The organism is Methyloversatilis discipulorum (genome assembly GCF_000527135.1).
Classification (GTDB): domain Bacteria; phylum Pseudomonadota; class Gammaproteobacteria; order Burkholderiales; family Rhodocyclaceae; genus Methyloversatilis; species Methyloversatilis discipulorum.
The window spans coordinates 1,132,842-1,156,570 of the sequence record NZ_AZUP01000001.1 but is presented as its reverse complement, the minus strand read 5'-3'; the positions used below and the strand labels follow the sequence as shown (position 1 = coordinate 1,156,570).

Below are 23,729 nucleotides of genomic sequence, written 5' to 3'. Positions count from 1 at the left end.
CATCATGTCGATCGAAAAGGTTCTCTACACCGCCCAAGCCACTGCAACCGGTGGCCGCGAAGGCCGCGCCGCGTCGTCCGACGGCGTGCTCGATATTCAGCTGTCGACGCCGAAGGAACTGGGCGGCGCCGGCGGCCCCGGCACCAATCCCGAACAGCTGTTCGCCGCCGGCTACTCGGCCTGCTTCCTCGGCGCGCTGAAGTTCGTCGCCGGCCAGAACAAGGTCGCGCTGCCCGCCGACACGCAGATCACCGGTCGCGTCGGCATCGGCGCCATCCCGACCGGCTTCGGCATCGAGGTCGAACTGACCATCGCCGTGCCGGGCCTGCCGCGCGAACAGGTCGAGTCGCTGGTCGAGAAGGCGCACATCGTGTGCCCGTACTCGAACGCCACCCGCGGAAACATCGACGTCACCCTGGTCATCGCCGACTGAGTCATCGGCCTGACGGATAGCCACCGTCCCCAACCCGTTACTTGAAAGGAATCCATCATGAATGCAGTCCGCCGCACCCTCGCCCTGTCCGTACTTGCCGCCGCGCTTGCCGCACCGACCTTCGCCGCCGAAGCGGCCAAGCCCGTCGCCCGTCAGTCTGTCGCGGTCAAGAAGACCGAAAACTACGTCACCACGCGTGACGGCGTGCAGATCTACTACAAGGACTGGGGCCCGAAGAACGGCCAGGTCGTCGTGTTCAGCCACGGCTGGCCGCTCAGTTCCGACAGCTGGGAAGCACAGATGCTCTTCCTCGCGTCGCAGGGCTACCGTGTGGTGGCGCATGACCGGCGTGGCCATGGCCGCTCGTCGCAGCCGTGGGACGGCAACGACATGGACCACTACGCCGACGATCTGGCCGCGGTGATCCAGGCGCTGGACCTGAAGGGCGCCACGCTGGTCGGCTTCTCCACCGGGGGCGGTGAGGTGGCCCGCTACATCGGCCGTCACGGCACCAGCCGGGTGAAGAAGGCGGTGCTGGTCAGTGCGGTGCCGCCGCTGATGCTGCAGACCGCCGACAATCCGGGCGGTCTGCCGATCGAGGTGTTCGACGGCATCCGCAAGGCGTCGATCGACAACCGCTCGCAGCTCTATCTGGACATCGCGTCGGGTCCGTTCTACGGCTACAACCGGCCCGGTGCCAAGCCGTCGCAGGGGCTGATCCAGTCCTTCTGGGCGCAGGGCATGCAGGCGGGGCACAAGAACACCTACGACTCGATCGCGGCGTTCTCGGCCACCGACTTCCGCGCCGACCTGAAGAAGTTCGACGTGCCGACGCTGGTGATCCACGGCGACGACGACCAGATCGTGCCGCTCGACCTGTCCGGAAAGGCCTCGGCCGCGCTGGTCCGCAACGCCGAACTGATCGTCTATCCGGGTGCGCCGCACGGCATCACCGATACGCACAAGGACAAGCTGAACCAGGACCTGCTGGACTTCCTGCGCAAGTAAGGCAGCACGCAACCCGGTCCCGCGCAGCGGGCCGGGTTTTGTCTTTCAGTGACGGACGAACAGCAGCAGCGACAGATAGATCAGGTAGGCGCTGACGAAAAGTCCGCCTTCAGTGCGCGACACCCGGCGCTCGCTGCGGAACACCGGCAGGCACACGATAGCCACCAGTGCGGCCAGCGGCAGGTCGATGCGCAGCACGTCGCTGCCGACCTCGATGCCATGTGGCGCGATGGTCATGGTCAGGCCGAGGATGACCAGGATGTTGTAAATGCTGCTGCCGATCAGGTTGCCGATCGCCACATCGCGGTCGTTCTTCAGCGTCGACAGCACGGTGGTCGCAAGCTCGGGCGCCGAGGTGCCGATGGCGACGATGGTGAGTCCGATGAAGGCGTCCGACACGCCGTAGGTGCGCGCGATGCTCGACGCGCCATTCACCAGCAGGTCGGCTCCGAACAGCGTGAGCGCCATGCCGGCCAGCAGCAGTGCCGAATTCCACGCCATGAACAGCCGCGCCGAACGCAGCGTCGCGGGCATCACGTCGGCCACCTCGCGCGCGAACTCGCGTTGCATCGCCGCGCTTTCCTCGCGGCTGAGCCGCACCAGCGCCGCCGTGTACAGCACCGCGCCGATCAGCAGCACCACACCCTCGCTGCGGTCCAGCCGCCCGTCCCAGGCCATCGCGATCAGCGCCAGCGCGGCGGCGATCATCACCGGCACGTCGAGCCGCACGCTGAGCATGCGCGTCGGCAGCGGTCGCATCAGCGCGCTCAGGCCGAGGATGAACAGGATGTTCAGGATGTTGGTGCCGGCGATATTGCCGACCGCCAGCGGCCCCTTGTCTTCGGCGACCGCGGTGATGCCGACCGCCAGTTCGGGCACGCTGGTGCCGACCGACACCACGGTGAGCCCGATCAGTATCGGCGGCACACGCAGCCGCACCGCCACACGCGACGCGCCGCGCAGCACCATTTCGGCGCCGGCCAGCACGATCACCAGCCCGGCAACGAAAACGAGGGCCGGGTGCAGCGTCAGCCCGGCGGTCAGACGAAGTCCTCGCCCGGCATCGCCGGAATCTCGGTCGGCCCGCGGCGGTCGATCACCACCAGCACGTCGCAATCGGCCTCCGACAGCACATGCTTGGTCACGCTGCCGAGCAGCAGTTCTTCGGTCACGTGCGTACCGTGCTTGCCCATCGCGATCAGGTCGCAGTTGCGCTGCGACTGAACGTCCAGGATGTGGCGCGACGCGTTGCCGTGCTCGACCATCACCGTGTACAGGCTGCGCTCCAGCCCGGCGCGCTCGGCCAGCTCGTGCAGCAGGCGCAGCGAGCGCTCGCGTGCTTCTGCCCGGTAGCCGTTGATCAGGTCCTGAGAAATGCCGGCGTACTGCAGCATGCCTTCGAACGGCACGTCGAAACTGTGCAGCAGCAGCAGATCGGCCTCGGGCGCCACGTGGCGCGCCATGCGGATGGCGGCCAGCGAACCCGGCGAGAAGTCGACCGGCACCAGTACGCGCCGGTACGGTGCGGTGCAGGGCTTCTTCACCACCAGCACCGGACTGCTGCTCTTGCGCAGCAGGCGCGACGCGGTCGAGCCAAGGAACAGCCGGCTCAGCACGCTCTCGCCCCGCGCGCCGACAATGACCAGATCGGCCTGCACCGACGCGGCGTAAGCGGGCAGGAACTGGGTCGCCAGCCCGGCTTCGACCTTCAGTTCCGCGACCACGCCGCGATTGTGCAGCGCGTCGCCGGCGATCGCGGCGAGCGCGTCGTACTGGTGCTGTAGCGCCTTCTCGGCGACGATTTCAGCCTGGTCGCCAAGCAGGTTGCGCAGCGGTCCGAGCGCGTCGAGGCCGAGCGCATGCACCAGCGTGTAGTGCGCGCCGCTGCGGCTGGCCAGTTCGAAGCCGCGATCGACGGCGTCGAGCGACGAGGGCGACAGATCGGTCGCGGCGATGATGCGTTGAAGCTGAGGCATGCGTGGTCTCCCCGAAAAATGCGTGCCGGCTCACAGCCGGGCCACGCGGAAGTGGCGAAGGACGGCTTTCTCGATTTCGACCGCCAGAAACACGGCGGCGCCGAGGCCGAGAATTACCGTCCATGACGACAGGTCCAGCGCGGCGCTCCTGAACAGCTGCTGCATCGGTGCGGCATAGGTGAACAGCAGTTGCAGCACGATCAGGATGGCGCTGACCAGCAGCACCACGCGGTTGCCAGTCAGTGTTTCCAGGCGGAAGGCGTGACGGGTGAAATGGCGCACGTTGAACAGGTAGAACAGTTCGCACACGACAATCATGTTCACCGCGGCGGTGCGCGCCAGTTCGATGCTGCTGCCGCGCGCCAGCTCCCAGTTGAACACGGTGAAGGTGGTCGCCACCATCAGCGCAATGACGAACAGGATGCGCAGGCCCAGCGCGCGGGTGACGATGGGCTCCTGTGGCGGACGCGGCGCGTGCGACATCACGTTCTGCTCGGCCGGCTCGAAGGCGAGCGACAGCGCCAGCGTGACCGAGGTGACCGTATTCACCCACAGGATCTGGCCGGCGGTCACCGGCAGCGGCAGGCCGGCGAAGATGGCCAGCAGGATGACGCCGGCCTCGCCGCCATTGGTCGGCAGCATGTGCATCAGCGACTTCTTGATGTTGTCGAACACGACGCGGCCCTCGCGCACCGCGCGCGCGATGGTGGCGAAGTTGTCGTCGGTGAGCACCAGGTCCGATGCCTCGCGCGCCGCATCCGTGCCCTTGCCGCCCATCGCCACGCCGATGTCGGCCGACTTCAGCGCCGGCGCGTCGTTTACGCCGTCGCCGGTCATCGCAACCAGGTGACCTTCGGCCTGCAAGGCCTCGATCAGCCGCAGCTTGTGTTCCGGGCTGGCGCGCGCGATTACGTCGGTGTCGAGCGCCCGCTCACGCAGCGCCGCGGCGTCCAGCGTGCCGATCACGTCGCCGGTCAGCGTGCGTTCGGCCGCGAGACCCAGCTGCTGACCGATGGCGGCCGCGGTGACCGCGTGGTCGCCGGTGATCATCTTCACCCGTATGCCCGCCTCGCGGCACTGCGCCACCGCGGCGATCGCCTCTTCGCGCGGCGGGTCGATGATGCCGACCAGACCGATCAGTTCGAAGCGGGTGTCGATGTCCTGCAATTCGACCGAATTCCGCTCGCCGGGGAAGGGCGCCTGCGCTAGCGCCAGCACGCGCTCGCCCGCACCACCGGCGCGCGCGATCGCCGCCGTCCAGCAGTCGTGGTCGAGCGGCGCGCCGCCGTACTGCGTCGCGCACAGCGCCAGCACCCGCTCCGGCGCGCCCTTCAGCAGCAGGAAAGCGTGGCCCGCGTGGCCCGCGTGGTCGCGGTGAAGCGTGCACATGAACTGGCGCTCCGACTCGAAGGGGATGGCGTCGATGCGCGGGAAGTGCTGCGCCTCGTCCTGCGGGTCCAGTCCGGCCTTGCGGGCGAAGGCGACCAGCGCGCCTTCGGTCGGGTCGCCGATCAGCGTCCAGCCGGCGTCGCCGTCGTGGCGGATCTGCGCGTCGTTGCACAGCAGCGCGCAGCGGGCCGCAGCCGTCAGCGCGGGCACATCGCCGGGGCCGACCGGCTTTCCGTCGACGTGGAAGCCACCCTCCGGCGCGTAGCCGCTGCCGCTGACCGCGATCTCGCGGTCAGCGAGCTGCAGCCGCACCACCGTCATTTCATTGCGGGTCAGCGTGCCGGTCTTGTCGGTGCAGATGACGGTGACCGAACCCAGCGTCTCGACCGCCGGCAGCCGGCGCACGATGGCCTTCTTGCGCGCCATCGTGCGGGTGCCGATGGCGAGCACGATGGTCACCACCGCCGGCATGCCCTCGGGGATGGCCGCGACGGCGAGGCCGACCACCGCGAGAAAGAGGTCGAACATCGGCATCTGCGCGACGAAGTGGCCGTACAGCACGGTCAGCGTGGCAACGACCAGGATGAAGCCGGTGATCTGGCGGGCGAACTGGTCGAGCCGGCGGGTAAGCGGCGTGGCCAGCGTCTCCACTTCACCGACCAGCGTGCCGATGCGGCCGATTTCGGTGCCGACGCCGGTCGCCACCACGATGCCGCTGGCCTGGCCGAGCGCGACCAGCGTGCCGCAGTAACACATCGAACGGCGGTCGCCGATGGAAGCGGCTTCCGCCACCGCCGCGCTGTCCTTGTCGACCGGCGCCGATTCGCCGGTCAGCGCGGCTTCGGTCACGCGCAGATTCTTCGCGTGCAGCAGGCGCAGGTCGGCCGGCACCTTGTCGCCGGATTCCAGCAGCACGATGTCGCCCGGCACCAGATCCGCGGCGTCGACCTGGTGGCGCTCGCCGTCGCGCAGCACCGTGGCGCGCGCGGCGAGCATGCCGCGCACCGCGTCGAGCGCGCGCTCCGCCTTGCCTTCCTGGATGTGGCCGATCAACGCGTTGATCAGCACCACGCCGAAGATGACGGCCGAATCGACGTGGCCGCCCAGCGCCAGCGTCACCGCGCCAGCCACCAGCAGCACATAGATCAGCGGATTGTGGAACTGCTGCAGGAAGCGCAGCCAGGGCGGGCGCTTCGGCGCCTCGGGCAGGCGGTTCGGGCCATGCTTAACCAGGCGCGCGGCCGCTTCGGCGCGACTCAGGCCCGACTGCGCCTGCACATCGAACAGCGCCGGCAGTTCGTCTGCGGGCAATGCGTGCCAAGCCGTGGCGTCGGCGGTGGGGTCGGTGTGGGAAGTGTTCATCAGGGTCGTCAGTGATGCGGCCAACTGGCGCCGCCGGGCGCGCCGCGCCCGAAATGCCGCACGACGTGTTCCGCCATGCCGCGCGCAAGTTCGTTTTCGCCGAGGAACACCGTGCCCAGGCTCTCGCGTTCGAGCAGTTCGGCCTCTTCCTCGTTGTGGGTGCGCAGCACGACGGCGATGTCCGGGTTCAGCGTGCGTGCGATCTCGACCATCTTGCGCACATTCACCGTTTCCGGAATCGCGATCACCAGCATCGCCGCGCGGGCGATGTGGGCCTGGATCAGCACTTCGGGCGTCTGCGCGTCGCCGAACACCGCCGGCACGCCCTCGCGCCGCAGCTGGTCGACGCGCTCGCGGTTCTGTTCGGCAACCACGCAGGGAATGTGCTGTTCGCGCAGCGCGTCGGCGATGCGCCGGCCGACACGGCCATAGCCGACCAGCACCACCTGTTGGTGCAGCAGCCGTGCGTCGGTGGTCATCGGCAGCGCCGCCAGCGGGTCGTCGCGCTGCTCCAGCCGGCGGGCCAGCGACGAGCGCGCGATGGCCCAGGCGCGGAAGGGTTCGATGGCGGAGAACAGCGCCGCATTGGCGGCGATCGAAATCAGCGCGCCGGCCAGCACCAGACTTTGCCCCTCGGCCGGCATCAACCCGAGCGTCACACCCAGTCCGGCGAGGATGAAGGAGAACTCGCCGATCTGCGCCAGGCTGGCGCCCACCGTCAGCGCGGTGTTCAACGGGTAACGGAAGGCGAGCACCAGCAGTACCGCCGCGATGGTCTTGCCCACCATGATGATGGCCACCACCAGCAATAGCTTCAGCGGCTGCGTCCAGATCACGGCCGGGTCGAACAGCATGCCCACCGACACGAAGAACAGCACCGCGAAAGCGTCGCGCAGCGGCAGCGATTCGTCGGCGGCGCGGTGGCTGAACTCCGACTCACGCATCATCATGCCGGCGAAGAAGGCACCCAGCGCGAACGACACGTCGAACAGCGCGGCCGCGCCGAAAGCCACGCCGACCGCGATGGCCACCACGCTCAGCGTGAACAGCTCCTGCGAACCGGTGCGCGCCACCCACCACAGCAGACGCGGCAGCACGCGGCGGCCGACCACCAGCATGAGCACGATGAAGGCGATCACCTTGGCCAGCGTGATCGCCATCGCGATGCCCAGGTCACGGCCGGACGCGGCGGCGGTATCGCCCGACAGCACGCCGGCCAGCGCTGGCAGCAGCACCAGCACCAGCACCATCACCAGGTCCTCGACCACCAGCCAGCCGACCGCGATCTGGCCGTTGATCGACTTCAGCAGCCCTTTCGACTCAAGCGCGCGCAGCAGCACCACGGTACTCGCCACCGAAAGGCACAGACCGAACACGATGGCGGCGCCGACGTTCCAGTCCCACATCGTCGCGATCGCCATGCCGAGCAGCGTGGCGACGGCGATCTGCACCACCGCGCCGGGCACCGCGATGCGCTTGACCGCCATCAGGTCGTCGAGCGAGAAGTGCAGGCCGACGCCGAACATCAGCAGCATCACGCCGATCTCGGCCAGCTGGCTGGCCAGCCCGATGTCGGCGACGAAGCCCGGCGTGGTCGGACTGATCACGATGCCCGCCATCAGGTAGCCGACCAGCGGCGGCATGCGCAGGCGTACCGCGATCAGGCCGAAGATCATGGCGAGACCGAAACCGGCCGCAATGGTGGCGATGAGGGTGATGTCGTGTGGCATGGCGCGTTCTGGTTATGGTTCGGCAGGCATGCAGCGCGCATGGCGAACTGAAGCGCGACGGCCTGCCGGTGAAGACACCGACAGCGCTCAGTCTGACGGATGCATCCTTAGTGTGCTCAGTATTAGATCAAACTTTCGTCGCCTGAATGGCGACCGGCCGCGCTGCGTGCGATGTCCCGGTGCACAGTGTGCCGTGGGTTTCGCGGGTTGGCGCAGCCTGTCCGCATACGATATGTCGCTCCGCTTGGCGCTGTGCGCACCGAACGGGCTTGCGTCAGTGTGGATGCGTGTGATGCGCATCCGGCAGGTGTGGATGAGAGTGGCTCATCGGCTCATGACGGTGCATGTGACTGTGCGATCCCTGAACCGGCGGGTCGTGCTTGTGGAGGTGATGCCCGTCGTCGTGCGTGTGCGCGTGCTCGTGTTCGAGCACGCCATGTTCGTGCCGGTGCTGGTGCTTCTCGGTGAGGTGAAGGATCACCCCGACTATCATCAGCACGCTGGCGACCCGCAGTCCCGCGCCCGCTTCCCGCTCGCCCATCAGCACTGCCCCGAGTGCGCCGATGAACGGAACGAAGGCGAACACCGAACCGGTGCGCGCCGCGCCGAAGGTTCGCTGTGCAAGCAGATAGAACTTGAGGCTCAGGCCATACCCGGTAACACCCACCAGCAGCAGACCGGCGATCTGGCCGACGTCGGTGAGTCGGGCGCCAGCGGCCAGTGCCATTGCGCCGGTCGTGGCGGCACCGGCGGCGCCCTTGACCAGGATGACCTGGCCCGGGTCACGGTCGGCCACTGCGCGCGACAGCGCATCGTCCGTCCCCCACGCCATCGTCGCCACGACGACGGCGATCAGCCCGAGCGTCTGGCTCGTACCTGTCTGCGCTGCGTCGAACAGAAGCGCGATGGCGCCGGCGGTGAGCAGCAACAGGGCCACCCATGCCCGCAAGCCGATCTGTTCGCGGTAGAGCCAGTGCGCGAGCAGCGCTGTGAACAGGGCCTCCAGCGCCAGCATCAGCGACGCCGAAGTCGTACTGCAGCGCTGCAGCCCCCAGGCCAGCGCGACCGGTGCGACGACGGCCCCGCTCAGCGTGATCCATGCCAGCGGCACGGCGTCGGTGCGGCGCAATCCGGCTTCGCGCGCCCGGCCCCTGATCATCGTTGCGCCGGCGAGCGCTGCGCCGGCATAGAGCAGTGCGGCCGTCAGAAAGGGATTGATTCCCGATGACAGTCGGGCGATCAAGGGCGTGCTCATGCCGAACAGCACGGCCGAGAGCAGTGCAAGCATGCCGCCCCTGAAGGCCGGTCCGGCTGTGGACATCGACATCGCCTACTTCAGCGTGAACCGCACGGTGGTGGTTCGGCCGTTGCGGTCGGTGAGCACGGCAACGGCGATGGCGCCCGGCTGCAGCTTGATCCCGTCCGCCACCAGGGTGTTGTCGCTGCCCGGCTTTAGCGCAGCGTCCGATCGGTTCGAGCCCGCCAGTACCGTGAGCTTTCCGGCGAAACCGGAGGTGCTGACGGGCTTGCCGTGGTCCTCAATATAGATTGCCGCGCCGCTGTCGAGCGCGACCAGTTCGAAGGACAGATCATTGACCGATCGGGTCACGCCGCCGTGACGCGGCGTGGCCTCGCCGTGGGCCAGTGCCGCGGTGCTGGCCGCTGCGACGGCCAGGGTAATCAGTGTGGCCAGCAGATGTTTGATCATCGTGTGCACCATCGTCAAAGCGTCCGGAATGCGCGGGGGCGTCGTCGAACGGCTCATGGCAGTGCCTCCAGGCGTTGTTCTGTCGGAGAGCTGTCGTCGGCCGCCGCAATCAGTTGCCGCGTCGCGGCCTCGCCGAAGCGCCAGTACAGCACCGGTGTGAGCAGGGTGTCGAGCAGCGTCGCGCTGATCAGGCCGCCGAAGATGACCACCGCCACCGGATGCAGGATTTCCTTGCCCGGCGCATCGGCGGCGAGCAGCAGAGGCGTCAGCGCGAAGGCGGCTACCAGCGCGGTCATCAGCACCGGCGTCAGGCGCTCCAGCGAACCGCGGGTGATCATCGCCGTGCCGAAGCGTTCGCCCTCGTGCTGGCACAGATGGACGTAGTGGCTCACCTTCAGGATGCCGTTGCGCGTCGCGATGCCGGCCAGCGTGATGAAGCCGACCATCGAGGCGACCGACAGCGTCACGCCTGCCAGCCACATCGCCAGAACGCTGCCGATCAGGGCCAGCGGGATGCCGGCCATGATGATGCCGGCCAGCACTGCCGAGCGGTAGCGCGTGTACAGCACCAGAAAGATCATCGCCAGCGAGGCCAGCGACAGGCCGGCGATCAGCAGGGTCGCCTGCTCCTGTGCCTGGAACTGGCCTTCGAGGCTGATGAAGGTGCCGGTAGGCAATGCCGTGGCGCCGACGATGTTGCGGATGTCGCCGACGATGCGCCCCATGTCCGAACCGTCGGTGTTGGCATACACCACGATGCGTCGCCGGCCGTTCTCGCGCCCGATCTGGTTTGGGCCGTCGGTCTGTTCCACCTGTGCGATCGCCGCCAGCGGCAGACGGCCGGCCGGCGTGTCGATCAGCACGCGCTCCAGATCGACCGGCCCGCGCGCGTCGTCCGGCAGCCGCAGCACCAGACGGTAGCGGCGGATGCCGTCGACGATGAGGGCGCCGTCGTGCGCGCCGTCGGTCAGCACGTGCAGCGCCCGGGTCGCCTCACCCGGCGACAGACCGGCCTGCGACGCGCGCGCGTGATCGATGCGCACCGTCACCTGCGGAATCAGCACCTGCTTTTCCACGCTCAGGTCGACCAGACCGGGGACTTCGGCGAGGCGGGCGCGCAGCTGCTCGGCCTGGGCGCGCAGCGTGTCGGTGTCCTCGCCATAGATCTTCAGCACGATCTGCGCGCGCACCCCGGACAGCAGATGGTCGAGCCGGTGCGAGATCGGCTGGCCGATAGCGACTGAGGCCGGCAGCACCGACAGCGCGTTGCGGATGTCGGCCATCACGGTTTCGCGGTCGCGGCCGTCGCGACTGAGGTCGATATCGATCTCGGTGGAATGTACGCCTTCGGCATGCTCGTCCAGTTCCGCGCGGCCGGTGCGGCGGCCGACCTGACGCACTTCGGGCACGCCCCGGATCAGCGTCTCGGCGAGTGCCCCCATGCTGCTGGATTCGGCCAGAGAAGTGCCCGGCGTGAACATCAGCGACAGCACCAGCGAGCCCTCGTTGAAGGCCGGCAGAAAGGCGCGCGGGAAGAAGGGCACGCTGGCGGCCGCGGCAAGCACCGCCAGCAGTGCTGCCAGCACGAGCCCGCGCGCCCGCGGGAAGGACCACGCCAGCACGCGGCTGTCCAGTCGCTTGAGCCAGGCGACCAGCGGGCTGTCGCCGTGGTCGAGCCGCTTCATGCCCGGCAGCAGCAGACTGGCCAGCACCGGCGTCACCGTCATCGACACTGCCATCGACGCCAGGATGGACACGATGTAGGCCACGCCCAGCGGCGCGAACAGCCGGCCTTCGATGCCGGGCAGCGCGAACAGCGGCACGAATACCAGCACCACGATCACGGTGGCATAGACGATGCCGGTGCGCACCTCGACGCTGGCCTGTCGCACCACCTCCAGCACCGGCAGCGGTCTGTCGGCCTGCCTGTTCTGGCGCAGGCGGCGCAGGATGTTCTCGACGTCGACGACCGCGTCGTCCACCAGCTCGCCGATGGCGATCGCCAGTCCGCCCAGCGTCATCACGTTGATCGATTGCCCCAGCCAGTGAAACACCACGGCGGTGACCGCCAGCGACAGCGGGATGGCGATCAGCGAAATGAGCGTGGTGCGCGCCGACAGCAGGAAGGCGAACAGCACGATGCCGACCATGACGGCGCCGTCGCGCAGCGCCTCGGTCACGTTGCCGATCGACGCTTCGATGAAGTCCGCCTGGCGGAACAGCACGCGCGGTTCCGCCAGGCCGGGCGGCAGACCCTGCTTCAGCTCGCCGAGCGCGGCCTCGACCGCCGCCGTGAGCTTCAGCGTGTCGGCGGTCGGCTGCTTCTGCACGCTGACGATGACTGCCGGCGCACCGTTGTAGCCGGCGTCGCCGCGCTTGAGCGCCGGCGCGAAGCCCGCGCGCGCGACCTGATCGAGCCGTATCGTGCGCCCGTCCTTCCAGCCGACCGACAGGCTCTGCAGGTCTTCGATGCGGTGCGTTCGGCCGATGTGGCGGATCAGGTATTCGCGGTTGTTGCGGTCGATGAAACCGCCGCCCGCGTTCTGCGCGAAGCCGCGCAGCGCCTGCTCGAGCTGCGTCAGTGAGACGCCGAACTGCGCCATGCGTGCGGTGTCGGCCTCCACCCTGAGCTCGCGCACGTCGCCGCCGATCGGGATCACCTGCGACACGCCGGCGATGGACAGCAGGCGGGGGCGCAGCACGAAGTCGGCGTATTCGCGCGCCTGCATCGGCGAGGCGCCGGCCGCACCGTCGGCCGAGGCCAGCGGCAGCGCGATCAGCATGATTTCGCCCATGATGGACGACACCGGTCCCATCACCGGCGACACGCCTTCCGGCATCTGCGTGCGCACCAGCGCCAGCCGCTCCGCCACCAGCTGGCGATTGCGGTAGATGTCGGTGCCCCAGTCGAATTCGGCGTACACGATGGACAGGCCGATGCCCGAGGTCGAGCGCACGCGCGTCACGCCGGGCATGCCGTTGAGCGCGGTTTCGAGCGGGAAGCTGACGAGCTGTTCGACCTCTTCGGGCGCCATGCCGCCGGCTTCGGTCAGCACGGTCACCAGCGGCTTGTTCAGATCGGGAAACACATCGACCGGCGTGCGCCACGCGGTATAAGCGCCATAGGCCATCAGCAGCGTGGACAGCGCAAGCACCAGCAGCCGGTTGTGCAGGCTCAGGCGGACGATCCAGTTGAACATGGGTGGCCTCCGTTCAGCGGATCTGCGCGATCAGCGACGCGCCCTGCACGACCACGCGGTTGTCGGCGGACAGCCCGCGCGTCACCACCACCGTCTGCGCATCCAGCGTCTGCACCTCGACCGGCTGCGGGATGAAGCGCTCCGCGCCCGACTTGATCCACACCACCGGTTCGTTCGACGCATTGCGCGTCAGCGCGCGGGTCGGCAACACGATGCCCGGGATGCGCTCGGCCAGTTGCGCGACCACCGACACCGGCTGGCCGACCGCGAGCGCGGGCCGGGCGCCGGCCTTGCCCTGGGTGCGGAACAGCACCGGCAGCACGCCGTCGCGCAGACTGCCGCCGGCGCCGAGGAAGCTGAGCGCCACGTCGGGCACGTCCTTCAGCGCCGCACCGGCGAGGCGGGTGGCCAGTGCCGCGTCGGCCACCGTCGCCTCGACCAGCAGACGCGCCGGATCGACGATCTCGAACAGCGTGTCGCGCGCGTCCACCACCTGACCCGCAAGCATGTCGGCACGGGCGATCACGCCACTGACCGGGGCGCGCAGCGCTTCACGCGAGCCGATGCCGGCGGCGATGCCGGCTTCGCGTTCGCGCAGTCCGGCCAGTTCGGCCCGCGCCGACTCGATGTCCTTGCGCGGGATAGAACCTTCCAGACCTTCCAGCCGCGCCACCCGCTGTTCGACCAGCAGGCGCGCGGTGCGCAGTTCGGCGCGCAGCGCCGTCTGGTTGGCCTGGGCGATCGGGTCCGGGTTGTGGCGCACCCAGGCGAGGATGTCGCCCTGGCGCACCGTCTGCCCGATTACCGGCAGGCCGCGCGGTCCGGCTTCGAGGCGGCCACCGTAGAGGGCCTGCACGCGTCCGCCGGCATTCGGGTCGGCGATCACGCGACCTGGCAGCTCGACCGTGCGCGCGGCCTCGCTCGTCGTGACGACGCGGGTGCGGATGACCATGCGCCGCTGGGCGATCTTGGGCACGTTCACGCTGCCGTCCGGCAGCCGGGCCAGACCGGACGCTGTGGCGTGCGCCGCTTCGTCCAGGTGTTCGCCACCCGGGCCGTGCGCGCCCGGACCGGCAAGGGCGACGCTGGCGAACAGGGCGGTGGTGACGATGTGGAGCAGGCGTTTCATGCGCGGACTCCCTTGTCGGTGCGGCCGCGGCGTGCGAGCAGCAGCGCCGCAGCCAGCGCGATCACGGCGGCGGCGATCCAGGCCGCCGTGGGAACGCGGGACAACACCGACGCGTGTTCGTCAGCCGCCACCTCGGCATCGACATGCAGCACGGCGTCGAGCAGGTCCGCCTCTTGCGGTTCGGCCCCCTCGCCGCGGCGCACGGTGAACACCAGCGCGTGATCGCCCGGCCGTGACAGGGCAGCCAGCAGGGCCGGGTCGCTGAAGGCGTAGTCGCCGTGGTCTGCGTGGAACTGCGCGGTCGCGCGCACGCCGTCGCTCTCCACGTCGACTGTGGCGCCCAGTACCGGCTCGTTGCTGTCGTAGCGGTCGATCATCACCGACAGTTCGCCACCGCCGAGCCGGGCGACCAGTTCGAACAGTTCGGAATGTGTTTCCGTGCGCGGTGTCGCGCCGGTCGCGTGGGCGCCGGCCGGCGCGTCGAGGTGCTCGCCGTCCGGGCCATGGGCGCCCGGAGCGGCGACCGCCGGCAGATGGAACAGGAAAGCCAGCACGAAGGCGGGCAGGCGCAGGCTGCGCAGCAGGTGAAGCGGGGTCATGGCAGAAGTCCGATCGATTGGTTGAGTCGGGCGCGAGCGAGCCCGAGCATGGCCAGCTGGCGCCGCACGCCCTGCTGTGCCTGGGCAGCGGCGGCACGCACCCGCAGCAGTTCGGGCAGGCCGCTTTCGCCGGCGCGGAAGGCGCGGTCGAGCAGGGCGGCGCGCTCGACCAGCAGCGCGGCACGCAGGCGTCCGGCTTCCAGCGCGGCGTGCGCCGTGTTCAGCGCCTGCTCGGCCAGCGCGACGTCGGCGCGCAGCCGCTCGCGTGTCCGGTCGAGCTGCACCTGGGCGCGGTCCAGCTCGACCAGCGCGGTGGCGTCACGCTCCAGGTTGCGGTCGGCCGTGCCGAGCGGAATGCGCACACCGAGGCCGATGCTGTCCTGCGCCGGCATGCCCGCGCCCGGCTCGTCGTGGCGATAGCGCACCGTCAGTTCGGGCGGCGCGCGGCGGTCCAGTTTCACCGCGTCCAGCCGGCGGCGGGCCAGTTCGAGTGCCGCCTGCGCGGCGGCGAGTTCGGGGTGGCGCTCGATGTCGGTCGCGGCGCCCGGCTGTTCGTCCGCACCGTCCGGCAGCGGGAGATCGCCGGTCAGCACCTGCCAGCGCGATTCGACGGCGCGCAGCTGCTGCGCGGCCTCGATCGCGTCAGCGCGTGCCAGTTCGGCCTCGGCGCGTGCGGCCAGCAGGTCGGCATGGGCCAGTTCGCCGGCATCCACCCGGCGGGCGACGTCCGCCGCCAGTCCGTCGAGACTGTCCGCCTGCAGCCGGCTCTCGTCGCGCACGGCACGCAGTGCAGCTGCCGCCCAGGCCAGTTCGCGCAACTCTCCGGCCAGACCGAGCCGGAGCTGTTCGGCGGAGGCACTGGCGAGATCCACCTCGCCGCGCGCCGCGCGCTGGCGTGCGTCGCGCTGGCCGGGCAGCCACAGCGGCCAGCTCACGCCCACTTCGGTTTCGCGCTGGCCGGTATCGCGCAGCAGCCGGTTTTCGCGCTGGGAAATGTCGATCGAGGGCGGTGCCGCCCACGGGCTGGCCGTGGCGGCAAGGCGTGCTTCGGCGATGCGGCTGCGGCCGCTCGCCTCGCTCGCCGCGAGCGCGCGCTGCCAGGCTGATTCGAGCGCCGCGGCGAGCGCGGGCGAGCTACCCGCGAGCGCGGGCCATGCGGGGGCGGCCAGCAGCAGGCCGCACAGAATGCGTATGCAGGAATGTTTCACCGTCGGCTGTCCATGAGCGGACGCGTGCGACCGCCGGGCATGTGCCATGGGCAGGCGAAGGCGTCCTGACGAGCGGATTCCGGTTCGCGTACGAACCGGCCTGGTCTATGGATCAGACCTGCGGTCTGGGTGGCCTGCGGAGACCTTCGAGGAAAGGATGGGGGAGGGGGCCGCCATTGAAGGCGGGCAGGGGATCGTGCGGACTGTCGAACAGCAGGGCCGAAGCGGCGCCGGGCGGTATGAAGGTCGTCGACGACACGCAGTCGGCATGCAGGTGCTGGATCGATTCGGGAGAATCGTCGAGGTGGACGTCTTCCTCGTGGTGATGGTGCGGCTGGCCGCTCAGGTGCAGCAACTCATGGCTCACGTCGCTGGCCGCCCCGGCATCTTCCCAGTGCGCAAGGGCGGGCCCGCTGAAGGCGAGCGTCTGCCAGATGAGGCAGAACACGATCAGCAGCGAGCAGGCGTTTTTGTGGCGGCGCATGCGTAGAAAGGTAGCACAGGACCCGGGCGGCGCAAGCAGGCGCGCCGGCGCTTTCCGGCGCCGCGCCGCGGTCAGTGCGCGCTCGTGCGCAAGGGAAGTCTGTTCAAAACAAGGCTTAATGAAAATCCTTAGACTTGGTTCAGATCAGATGCGAGGCGCCGGGGCGGCCGGCTGACGATACTGGCAGTGCAGGTCAGGCAACACGATCACCGGGATGCAGGGCCTGCGGAAGAGCCATCCATCAAAACTGAGGAGATCAATATGAACTGGGAAACCCCGAAGGCCACCGACCTGCGTTTCGGCTTCGAAATCACGATGTACGTCGCCAACCGCTAAGTTCTGCGGTGGCATGGAAAACGGCGGGCCTTGTGCCCGCCGTTTTCTTTTGTGCGGCCGTTGCGCCGTCGAGACCCGACGCTCCGGGTGCTGAGACGCGCATCGCTGGCGCCTACCGCGCGAGCAGCGCGGCTGTCTCTTCCATCTGCTCATGCTCGAAAGCCGGCGCAAAATCGTCCAGCTCGTCGGCCTGCAGTCCGACCTCCGGCGCCAGCGCGACTTGCCTCCATCGAGAGACTGCCGTGTGCACCTCTTTCAGCACCGACAAGGCCTGCTCCTTGTTCAATGCGAAGTACGACGAGCGGGCCAGCAGCATGTGCACGTCGGTGATCGGTCCGTCCTGCTCCGACAGCCAGGTCTTGGATTCCCTGTCTTTGTCCGGGAAAGGGTTGATGTCGAAGGCGGGTGCGAGGCGCCATTGGCCGTGGGCCACGTGCAGGAAGCCGTGGTTCTGCAGGTGGTCGTCTACATTGGTGATGAGCAGATTGAACGCCATGCGGCGCCAGAGTTGCTGCACGTCCTGCGTGGGCGCGTGGCCGTGGGTGCGGATGGCGTCGGCGATCTCGGTGTAGCTGCGATCCTCCTCGCGCGAAGCCTGCAGCAGGGATGCCGCCGACTGGTAGGGAATGCGGCCGTCGGCGTCATCGCGATCGAAGCGGCCGATCACGGCCACAGGCACCTCTTTTCCCTCGTCGCCCAACAGAACGATGCGCGCCGGCGCGGCCTCGATGCCTGCGCGCGCGGCGAGCTTCAGCGCCAGCACCTCGCCGCGGGTGACGCTGCGCGTATCGCCAACACTGGGAAACTTGCCGATGGCGAGCCGGCCGTCTTCATCCACCAGGGTGCACTTGGGTCGCATACCGCCGAGCGAGGTGCCCTTGCCCTGCAGGTAGCGCAAGTCCTCGGCCGTTTCCTGTCCGCGCTCGACAGCGCGGCTGGCCTGGTAAATGTGCTGCAGCTCGATCAAGGGCGGAGTACTGCGCCGTCCTTCGGGCGTCGTCCGGTGCCAGTCCCCATCCGCATCGCGCAGGCGCAGCGCGCCGACGCGGCTGAAGTCATCCACCGCCAGCAGGTAATCCAGTTCGGTGAGGGCCGGAAGCCCCGGATCGGTCTTGCGGCGCTTGGCGTGGGCGCGGGCGATGACGCGCCGACCCCACACGTCGGGCGCGGTATCGGCGACGGCGCCATGAAATACGGAGTCGTGCGCCGAGCGCGCCTTGTGCGGCTGGTAGCCCGGCAGCAGTTGCAGGTCGGCTGACACATTGAAGCGCGCCGGACTGCCCAGCCAGGATGAGTCATAGGCAAAGGTGCAGTGCTCGCGCCGACCCTGCCGCACATGGACGAGCGAGCCGACGGGCAGACCCGCTTTGCCAATGCATACCTGAATCTGCCGACGGGTCGGCGTGGTCGCCGTCATCAGAGCGCCCCCGACGTGCCCGTCTTGCTGCGCACGCGCTTGGGCAGGTTCTCGTCCATCAGGGTAAGCCCGATGTCGTCCTTCGCCGTGTCCAGCAGGTTTTCCAGCGCCTGAATCTCACCGAAGACGTGAAGCGCGCGGGCGAAGAAGTGAATGGGCACCCGCAGGTCGCCTTTCTCCATGCGCCGTACGGTGGACAGCGACGCGCCCATGCGCTCGGCGAGCGAGGCCTGCGAAATGTGGCGCCGACGACGGGCAAGGGAGATGTCGCCGCCAAGCTTGCGGATCGCCCGCTCGACTGGAAGAGGAACTGGTGGCTCCATATTAAGTGTCCCGATAGGGGTTTTTATATTTTATTAATGTTTCTATCGGGATGATTATAGTCGACCGGCGCAGTGCGGGAGAACCGCGCCTCTTGTTGGGGGAGGACTCGACTGTCACGAACGATGCCGGGGCCGGGGTTACGTCGGGCGGTTTCGTCGTACGCGTCTTGCGTTAGCCGGCCGAGGCCTCGAAGCGGTCGATCAGTTCATACAGCAGCCGAAGTTCTTCTTCCTGATGAGGGCGGAGCTCCAGCAGATCGACATGGTGACGGACCAGGTAATACTCGTTCTCGCTGCGAATGGCGCCACGTGCCTTTATTCGCGCAAGCCGCTCGGCATCCTTGGCGAGGAAATCCGGATACTGGGCCACGATCGCTGCGGACAGCGCCTCAATCGCGCGCTTTCTGGCTTCCGGAGGTATCGACTTGAGCAGCATAGGCATCTCGCGAAGACCTTGCTCCATACCGGCAGCGAGCGCTGAGCGGGGCGCGTCGATTGGATTCACATACTGATGCCTGACGTGGGTCCAGTTCTCGACCAGAGCCTTCGCCGTCGGATCGTCAAGCCGTGCAATCGCATCGAAGAACAGGTCGCATACAGCGATCAGTTTTGTGAGCTTGTCGGTGCGCGCCAAGGCGTGTTCCTCATGGTGGATTGACGAGGTCGCGACCGGTTCTGCGGCACGCTGTCCTGCAGCGCCACGTTGCCGGTGGGCGCGCGCTCTTGCGTCAGCTCATGAGCGCACATCACCGCCAATTGCCTGCCCCTGGCTCCGGTGCATCCTGTCCATCGCCATCTGCAGTCTTTCGGCCAGCTTCTGGTCGTTAAGCGACCGCGCACACTCGATGCCCAAGCGGGCCTTCTCGATGAAGTTGATGCGGGTGGTGTCCGTGGCCATGTCGACCGGTTGGCCCGTCGCGACCGAGATCTTCATCGTCATGCCCATGAAAGGAGCGCTTTCATCGAGCAACATCTTTCCAGTGCGGATCTGCTCGTTCATCCAGTCGGTCATTTCCTGACGGGTCATGCTTGTGAAGTCAGCAGATCTCGTGGAAGGCGTTTGGGCAGTTGCCGCCGCCAGCGCGGACGAAAACGCGCTGGGGCCGGCGCCAGGCGTGGAGGAAGGCTGCGTGCGGGGAGCGCTGTAAAGCGAGCTGGTTTCAGGGATGATCTTCATCAAACGCTCGTCTTTTCAAAATTCGGTCGTCGAAAACGTGGCCTGTCCCCAATTGTTCACTCGAGATCGGCAAAGCTGGTTTGCTGTTTCATCGGGATGGGTGCGCGTATCGGGATGATTTGGACATTCTACGGGGGGCGGGGTTAAATCAGTGTTTCCATAGGTTTAATTTTCTTCGTCACGTTTCTTTAACCTACCCACAAAATGCCAAATAACAGATGCGATAAGTGACGCAAGCACTCCCAGAGCGAAACTGATACCTCGTTCCAACCAAAGACCTTTTTCCATCTCTTTTCTTTGTTGAGCGAACAAGGCATTAACCACTTCTTGGTTGGCGGTAACAATGGGTTCGATTTCTGCTTTTTGCTCTTGAAGCTTGTTCAATAAATCTTGAGTGACTGAGATCTCCTGCTTTTTGCTTAAGATGAAAGCCTCGAGATCCGTTAGATTTTCTTGGGTGGTGCGTAATAGCAAGTATTGTTCTTTGAAGTCTTGGGTTTTCGCTTGATTGCTTTTCCGTGTTTGCTCGGAGTTATAAATAGAAATTCCTAGGGCCACTGCAGCAACAAAAATTGACGCAGCAGAGACGACAGTGGTTGTCTTGGCATCTTTTCTGTAACGAGAAATCCAAAAATCAACGAACTGTTCGGAAAATTTATCAAAACGAAATTGTAAAAGAGGTTTGGCTAATTTGACTGCCTCAATTATGCCGTCATCTTTATCTGGCTTATGTTCGATTGAAAATCTGTCATCTAGTATTTCTGCGCCTTCTGATTTTTCGTTGGTGTAATTAATAATTCCATCGGGATATTCCCACACTTCGAACTCGAGGCGTATCTCCTGATCGCAGTTATGGCAAGGTTCTTCAATCTCCGCGATGTACTGAGTTTCGGCTCCCATTTGCCGCTCACTTCTCGATTGAGCGTCGAACTCGAAATCTTGTCGGTGCAGATAGTGTTTGGCGCCGCATTTGGTACATTTGTAGGTGGCACTACCGACTATTTGATACGACATTCAAGGCTCTCTAATAAAATATAACGTGGAGGTCACCGGCGCTGCGCGGCTTTATCGCGCAGCGTCCGGTGGACCGCAGGGTTATGCCTCACTGACGCAGCGCTTGCGGGGCATTGTCGACGTCGTTGATGCCCATTTTCGCAATTGGCCCAATACGTGATTTCGCGCGGTCTAAATAGTCGCGGACTTGGCGGCGAACAACGCGTTCAGGCATTTCCTTGAGTTGGGCACGAATAGATTCTGCCTCCGCCATGAGATCAGGCGTAAGGGAAGTTGCGCCGCCAAGAACCATGAGCAAAGGCAGGTGTGACTCTTTTGACTTTGTCACATGCCTACGGACCGGACCGAACGCCAAGTAATTCACTAGGAAGTCGGCACTCATCACCGGGGAATCAGGAGGAGCCTCGTTCATAAGCGGGCGCAATCTACCCTTAAGATCGAAAGTCTGGCGGTCTACAGTCAGCCACCAGGCACTGTAGCCAAAGGGCGACGGTTTTTCGTGACTGCGTAGCTGAACTATGCCGCAATAGCACTCGATATCGTGTCCTATCAGGCGGTTAATCGCCATGTCGTCCAGCAGTGCCCCATACTTCTCTTTTCGTCGTTCATAGCGATCGAGCCAAATCTTTTGAAGTGCATTTCGCAATTCAGATGAAGACGCGGCGCTTTCAGTTTCGAGTGACCTCTCTGTAATCCCGAATCGTTCATGCAGGTACTCTGCAATATCTTGAAGGGGTCGGGCTTCACCACGAAAGTTTTCGAGCCAAGATGAAAAGGAAGCTGGAGACCGACCGCTAACTACGTATCGCTCAAGCAGATAAGGAACAGAACCCTCCCAATGCCCTTGTGTTAGGCGAGCGCACGTCAACGCTCGATTCATGTGCCTTTCCACTTCCTCGATAACACCTGATGTGACGAAGAGCTTGAGATTGGCATCTCGCGCAGCTTCAATCATGCGCGAGAAGCGGCCTATTTCTTCTTCATCTTCTGCCAACGTATCCCCAAGAAGAGGTAGTACCACCGATGCATCAAGCCAAAGTATTCCGTGAGAAAACATTTTTTCAACGGCGCCTTGAACGTCCGGCGTTTGTTTGAGAAATGCCAGAAGCGTATACGCATCCGCAAGCGAACGAAGGTATGTTGTGAACGCTTGGTCGTCACTTGTCAGAATGTCACGGACGCTTCTTCGAAGCAGCAAGACCCAGTCAGCATGAGGAGTCTTTGGAAATGTGGATCGTGCGACTAGCGGAAGCAACACGCTATCAAAATCGGTGTCAGCAAGCTGAGATAGGTTCCCGCTCTGAACTGCTACTGAAAACGCTTGGCTACGTTCAAATAGGATTCCATCAAGGGCATTTCGGAGGCACAGGGCAAAGGACTGCTGCACATCCGGGGCGATTTGCAGTTGAGACAGTTGCTCCGAGCATAACTTTTGGATTGCGTCGGCTAGATTAGATTCGGCTAGTGCAGCCTCGACTCGGAATCCATTTAGCCGTTGTATCTCTTCATGGGCTAGGCAGAATTCGTCTTCCTTCTGCCAGTGCTTCACGGTGTGTTTCTCAAGCCTCTTTAGTGCGCTATCAACTAATGGAGCTACCTGTGATTCAGGGTGATTCGGCATGAATTGCTTAATCGTCGTGTGGACCGCCGCGCGACCGATACGATTCGCGCTGCTCGTGTTGACTAGCGCAGCACGAACGAGAGCCTCAAACGCGAGTTTTGTCAGCCCCTTGTCTCGGACATCGTCCTGCCACTGGAGGCCTAAGAATGTAGCAGCGGCAATTGCTTCTGGTGCGGATAGCTCCGCTTTTACGTAAGGGCCTACGCCAACTGACGAAAGGTAAGGGTCAACGATGACTGTTGCCAGTTCCTCGGCAGCGTGCTGCCGTTGAGGAGACGCGTTAACCCGTTCGATGAACCAATGTCTATCCCTGATATCCAGCGCGAGGCCGTACTTGGTTCGAAGGGTCTTCTTTAGGTCGTCCGAATCAGCACCAACTGTCTGGTTAGTGAGATAGATGAGTACTAACGAGTTGGGTAATGTGTCCTTCAATCGTCGAACCGTTGCGTTAATTTTTGCTCGCCAATCAGAGGCAACCGAATATTGAATTACGACCTTGGGTTCATCATTAGGCGAAAACAATTCTGCATCTCGTCCCTCGTCGCCAGAGGGGGTCGCCACGGTGCGAAGATCATCGAATTCCGTAGCCAGAAAGACGGACGCCGTTCGTTCGAATCGATTCCAATCAGAATGCTGAAGTCTCTCCAAGGCAAGCTCAAGACGGCGAGTGATCATCGTATTGCCCTCAGTGCGGAATGGATTAATTGTGAGGCATAACTTTGTTTTCTGGCGCAGTTTTGCGCCATAACGACGGACGATGCCGGATAAACACAAAGAATTTTAGTAGGGAACTTCTTTTGTTTTCAGTCGTTTGGCACGCAGTGTGCCGGATAACTACCAATTAAACGAAGACAAAAAACCTCACCCCGTGTATCGCCGGCAAGTGGAGCATATCCACGGTGTCTGTTCCATCGGTCATTTATCCGAGTGGTGAGGCGATGGGGTGCGCCCCAAGGCGCACGACTGGTCGCGCGACTTCTTCTTTACGTTCCTGGCGTGCCCGGGCTGGTGCCGGGTTGATGGCCGTCAGGTCCCTCGCAGCCTTTCACAACAGAACCTTGACGCATGCCCGGGCACGCCACGCCGGCAACGGATAGATTGCGGCCTTTCCCGCTTTTTTCCGGTCTTGCCGTCGCCCGCATGAATACCTCCTACCCCTCACCCCTCCAGACCGAATGGTCCACGCTGCAGCAGGACCACGAGCGCCATGAGCGTTGCGCGGTCGGGATCAAGATCGTGGCGGTGGCGCTGACTGCCGGTGCGGCGCTGTTCGGTTTTCCGTTCGAGTTGGCGGCGCCGCTGACGGTGATCGTGTGGGTGATCGAGGCGATGCTGCGCACGGTGCAGGCGCGCCTGGGGCAGCGTCTGCTGAAGGTCGAAACGCTGATCGCCGACGGGGCGTCGGACTATGCGGCCTGCCAGTTGCACACCGAGTGGCAGGCGACGCGGCCCGGTGCGGTCGGGTTGTTGATGGAGTACGCGACGAGTGCGCTGAAGCCGACGGTGGCTTTTCCGCACGCGCTGCTACTGCTGCTGCAGGCGGCGCTCGCGATTACTGGCTGAGTCCTTTGCTGCATTGCGAAACATCAAGACGCTGAAACGCGGGCCGGGGCAC

At 65.4% G+C, this 23,729-nt stretch carries 21 protein-coding genes; 4 read left to right on the top strand and 17 right to left on the bottom strand.

What is annotated here, in order from left to right:
* Nucleotides 1-4 precede the first annotated feature (4 nt).
* Both METFAM1_RS0105245 and METFAM1_RS0105240 read left to right on the top strand, forming a co-directional pair.
* The gene (locus METFAM1_RS0105245) at nt 5-433 is read left to right on the top strand and encodes an organic hydroperoxide resistance protein (protein ID WP_019918548.1); all 429 of its coding nucleotides are present in this window, start codon (nt 5-7) and stop codon (nt 431-433) included.
* Between the two features lie 57 nt (nt 434-490).
* The gene (locus tag METFAM1_RS0105240; RefSeq protein ID WP_019918547.1) at nt 491-1,441 is read left to right on the top strand and encodes an alpha/beta fold hydrolase; all 951 of its coding nucleotides are present in this window, start codon (nt 491-493) and stop codon (nt 1,439-1,441) included.
* Nucleotides 1,442-1,486: 45 nt separating this feature from the next.
* Here METFAM1_RS0105240 and METFAM1_RS0105235 read toward each other — a convergent pair whose 3' ends face one another.
* The 11 genes from METFAM1_RS0105235 to METFAM1_RS20340 all read right to left on the bottom strand — a co-directional run bounded on the left by METFAM1_RS0105235 (nt 1,487) and on the right by METFAM1_RS20340 (nt 16,226).
* Nucleotides 1,487-2,557: a calcium/sodium antiporter gene (locus METFAM1_RS0105235; protein WP_232419652.1), complete on the bottom strand. Its 1,071-nt coding sequence runs from the start codon at nt 2,555-2,557 to the stop codon at nt 1,487-1,489.
* Nucleotides 2,482-3,417 (bottom strand): universal stress protein, encoded by a 936-nt coding sequence (locus METFAM1_RS0105230; protein ID WP_019918545.1) that lies wholly within the window; start codon nt 3,415-3,417, stop codon nt 2,482-2,484. The genes METFAM1_RS0105235 and METFAM1_RS0105230 overlap by 76 nt, the downstream gene beginning before the upstream one ends.
* 30 nt (nt 3,418-3,447) lie before the next feature.
* On the bottom strand, nt 3,448-6,168 hold the full coding sequence (locus METFAM1_RS0105225) for a cation-translocating P-type ATPase (RefSeq protein WP_019918544.1): 2,721 nt from the start codon (nt 6,166-6,168) through the stop codon (nt 3,448-3,450).
* Between the two features lie 8 nt (nt 6,169-6,176).
* The gene (gene ybaL, locus METFAM1_RS0105220; RefSeq protein WP_019918543.1) at nt 6,177-7,898 is read right to left on the bottom strand and encodes a cation:proton antiporter domain-containing protein; all 1,722 of its coding nucleotides are present in this window, start codon (nt 7,896-7,898) and stop codon (nt 6,177-6,179) included.
* Nucleotides 7,899-8,172: 274 nt separating this feature from the next.
* A complete protein-coding gene (locus METFAM1_RS0105215; protein ID WP_269745053.1) occupies nt 8,173-9,186 on the bottom strand; it encodes a DMT family transporter in 1,014 nt (337 codons plus the stop codon).
* 42 nt (nt 9,187-9,228) lie between these two features.
* Nucleotides 9,229-9,663 (bottom strand): hypothetical protein, encoded by a 435-nt coding sequence (locus METFAM1_RS0105210; RefSeq protein ID WP_198291414.1) that lies wholly within the window; start codon nt 9,661-9,663, stop codon nt 9,229-9,231.
* A complete protein-coding gene (locus tag METFAM1_RS0105205; RefSeq protein WP_019918540.1) occupies nt 9,660-12,806 on the bottom strand; it encodes an efflux RND transporter permease subunit in 3,147 nt (1,048 codons plus the stop codon). Before METFAM1_RS0105205 ends, METFAM1_RS0105210 begins: the two co-directional genes overlap by 4 nt.
* Before the next feature lie 13 nt (nt 12,807-12,819).
* Entirely contained in the window at nt 12,820-13,935 is a 1,116-nt protein-coding gene (locus METFAM1_RS0105200) for an efflux RND transporter periplasmic adaptor subunit (protein ID WP_019918539.1), read from the bottom strand.
* Nucleotides 13,932-14,534 (bottom strand): hypothetical protein, encoded by a 603-nt coding sequence (locus tag METFAM1_RS20120; protein WP_019918538.1) that lies wholly within the window; start codon nt 14,532-14,534, stop codon nt 13,932-13,934. The genes METFAM1_RS0105200 and METFAM1_RS20120 overlap by 4 nt, the downstream gene beginning before the upstream one ends.
* Entirely contained in the window at nt 14,531-15,742 is a 1,212-nt protein-coding gene (locus tag METFAM1_RS0105190; RefSeq protein WP_024300483.1) for a TolC family protein, read from the bottom strand. The genes METFAM1_RS20120 and METFAM1_RS0105190 overlap by 4 nt, the downstream gene beginning before the upstream one ends.
* Nucleotides 15,743-15,854: 112 nt before the next feature.
* A complete protein-coding gene (locus tag METFAM1_RS20340) occupies nt 15,855-16,226 on the bottom strand; it encodes a hypothetical protein (protein ID WP_019918536.1) in 372 nt (123 codons plus the stop codon).
* A gap of 261 nt (nt 16,227-16,487) precedes the next feature.
* Between METFAM1_RS20340 and pqqA the strand changes: the two genes are divergently transcribed.
* Nucleotides 16,488-16,562 (top strand): pyrroloquinoline quinone precursor peptide PqqA, encoded by a 75-nt coding sequence (gene pqqA, locus METFAM1_RS20525; protein ID WP_008060153.1) that lies wholly within the window; start codon nt 16,488-16,490, stop codon nt 16,560-16,562.
* A gap of 112 nt (nt 16,563-16,674) precedes the next feature.
* Here the strand turns inward: pqqA and METFAM1_RS0105175 are convergent, their stop codons facing one another.
* From METFAM1_RS0105175 to METFAM1_RS20790, 6 genes are all read right to left on the bottom strand, one after another.
* Nucleotides 16,675-17,979, bottom strand: a complete 1,305-nt coding sequence (locus METFAM1_RS0105175; protein ID WP_019918534.1) for a type II toxin-antitoxin system HipA family toxin — start codon at nt 17,977-17,979, stop codon at nt 16,675-16,677.
* Entirely contained in the window at nt 17,979-18,302 is a 324-nt protein-coding gene (locus tag METFAM1_RS0105170; protein ID WP_024300482.1) for a helix-turn-helix domain-containing protein, read from the bottom strand. Before METFAM1_RS0105170 ends, METFAM1_RS0105175 begins: the two co-directional genes overlap by 1 nt.
* A 172-nt stretch (nt 18,303-18,474) precedes the next feature.
* Complete coding sequence (locus METFAM1_RS0105165) at nt 18,475-18,936, bottom strand: hypothetical protein (RefSeq protein ID WP_019918532.1); 462 nt, start codon at nt 18,934-18,936, stop codon at nt 18,475-18,477.
* A gap of 99 nt (nt 18,937-19,035) precedes the next feature.
* Nucleotides 19,036-19,479: a hypothetical protein gene (locus METFAM1_RS0105160; RefSeq protein ID WP_024300481.1), complete on the bottom strand. Its 444-nt coding sequence runs from the start codon at nt 19,477-19,479 to the stop codon at nt 19,036-19,038.
* Between the two features lie 165 nt (nt 19,480-19,644).
* Nucleotides 19,645-20,379, bottom strand: a complete 735-nt coding sequence (locus METFAM1_RS20795; protein WP_157256669.1) for a hypothetical protein — start codon at nt 20,377-20,379, stop codon at nt 19,645-19,647.
* A gap of 202 nt (nt 20,380-20,581) precedes the next feature.
* On the bottom strand, nt 20,582-22,789 hold the full coding sequence (locus METFAM1_RS20790; RefSeq protein ID WP_157256668.1) for a hypothetical protein: 2,208 nt from the start codon (nt 22,787-22,789) through the stop codon (nt 20,582-20,584).
* A gap of 465 nt (nt 22,790-23,254) precedes the next feature.
* Here METFAM1_RS20790 and METFAM1_RS0105150 point away from each other — a divergent pair, with 465 nt between their 5' ends.
* The gene (locus METFAM1_RS0105150; RefSeq protein WP_019918530.1) at nt 23,255-23,677 is read left to right on the top strand and encodes a hypothetical protein; all 423 of its coding nucleotides are present in this window, start codon (nt 23,255-23,257) and stop codon (nt 23,675-23,677) included.
* Nucleotides 23,678-23,729: the final 52 nt, after the last annotated feature.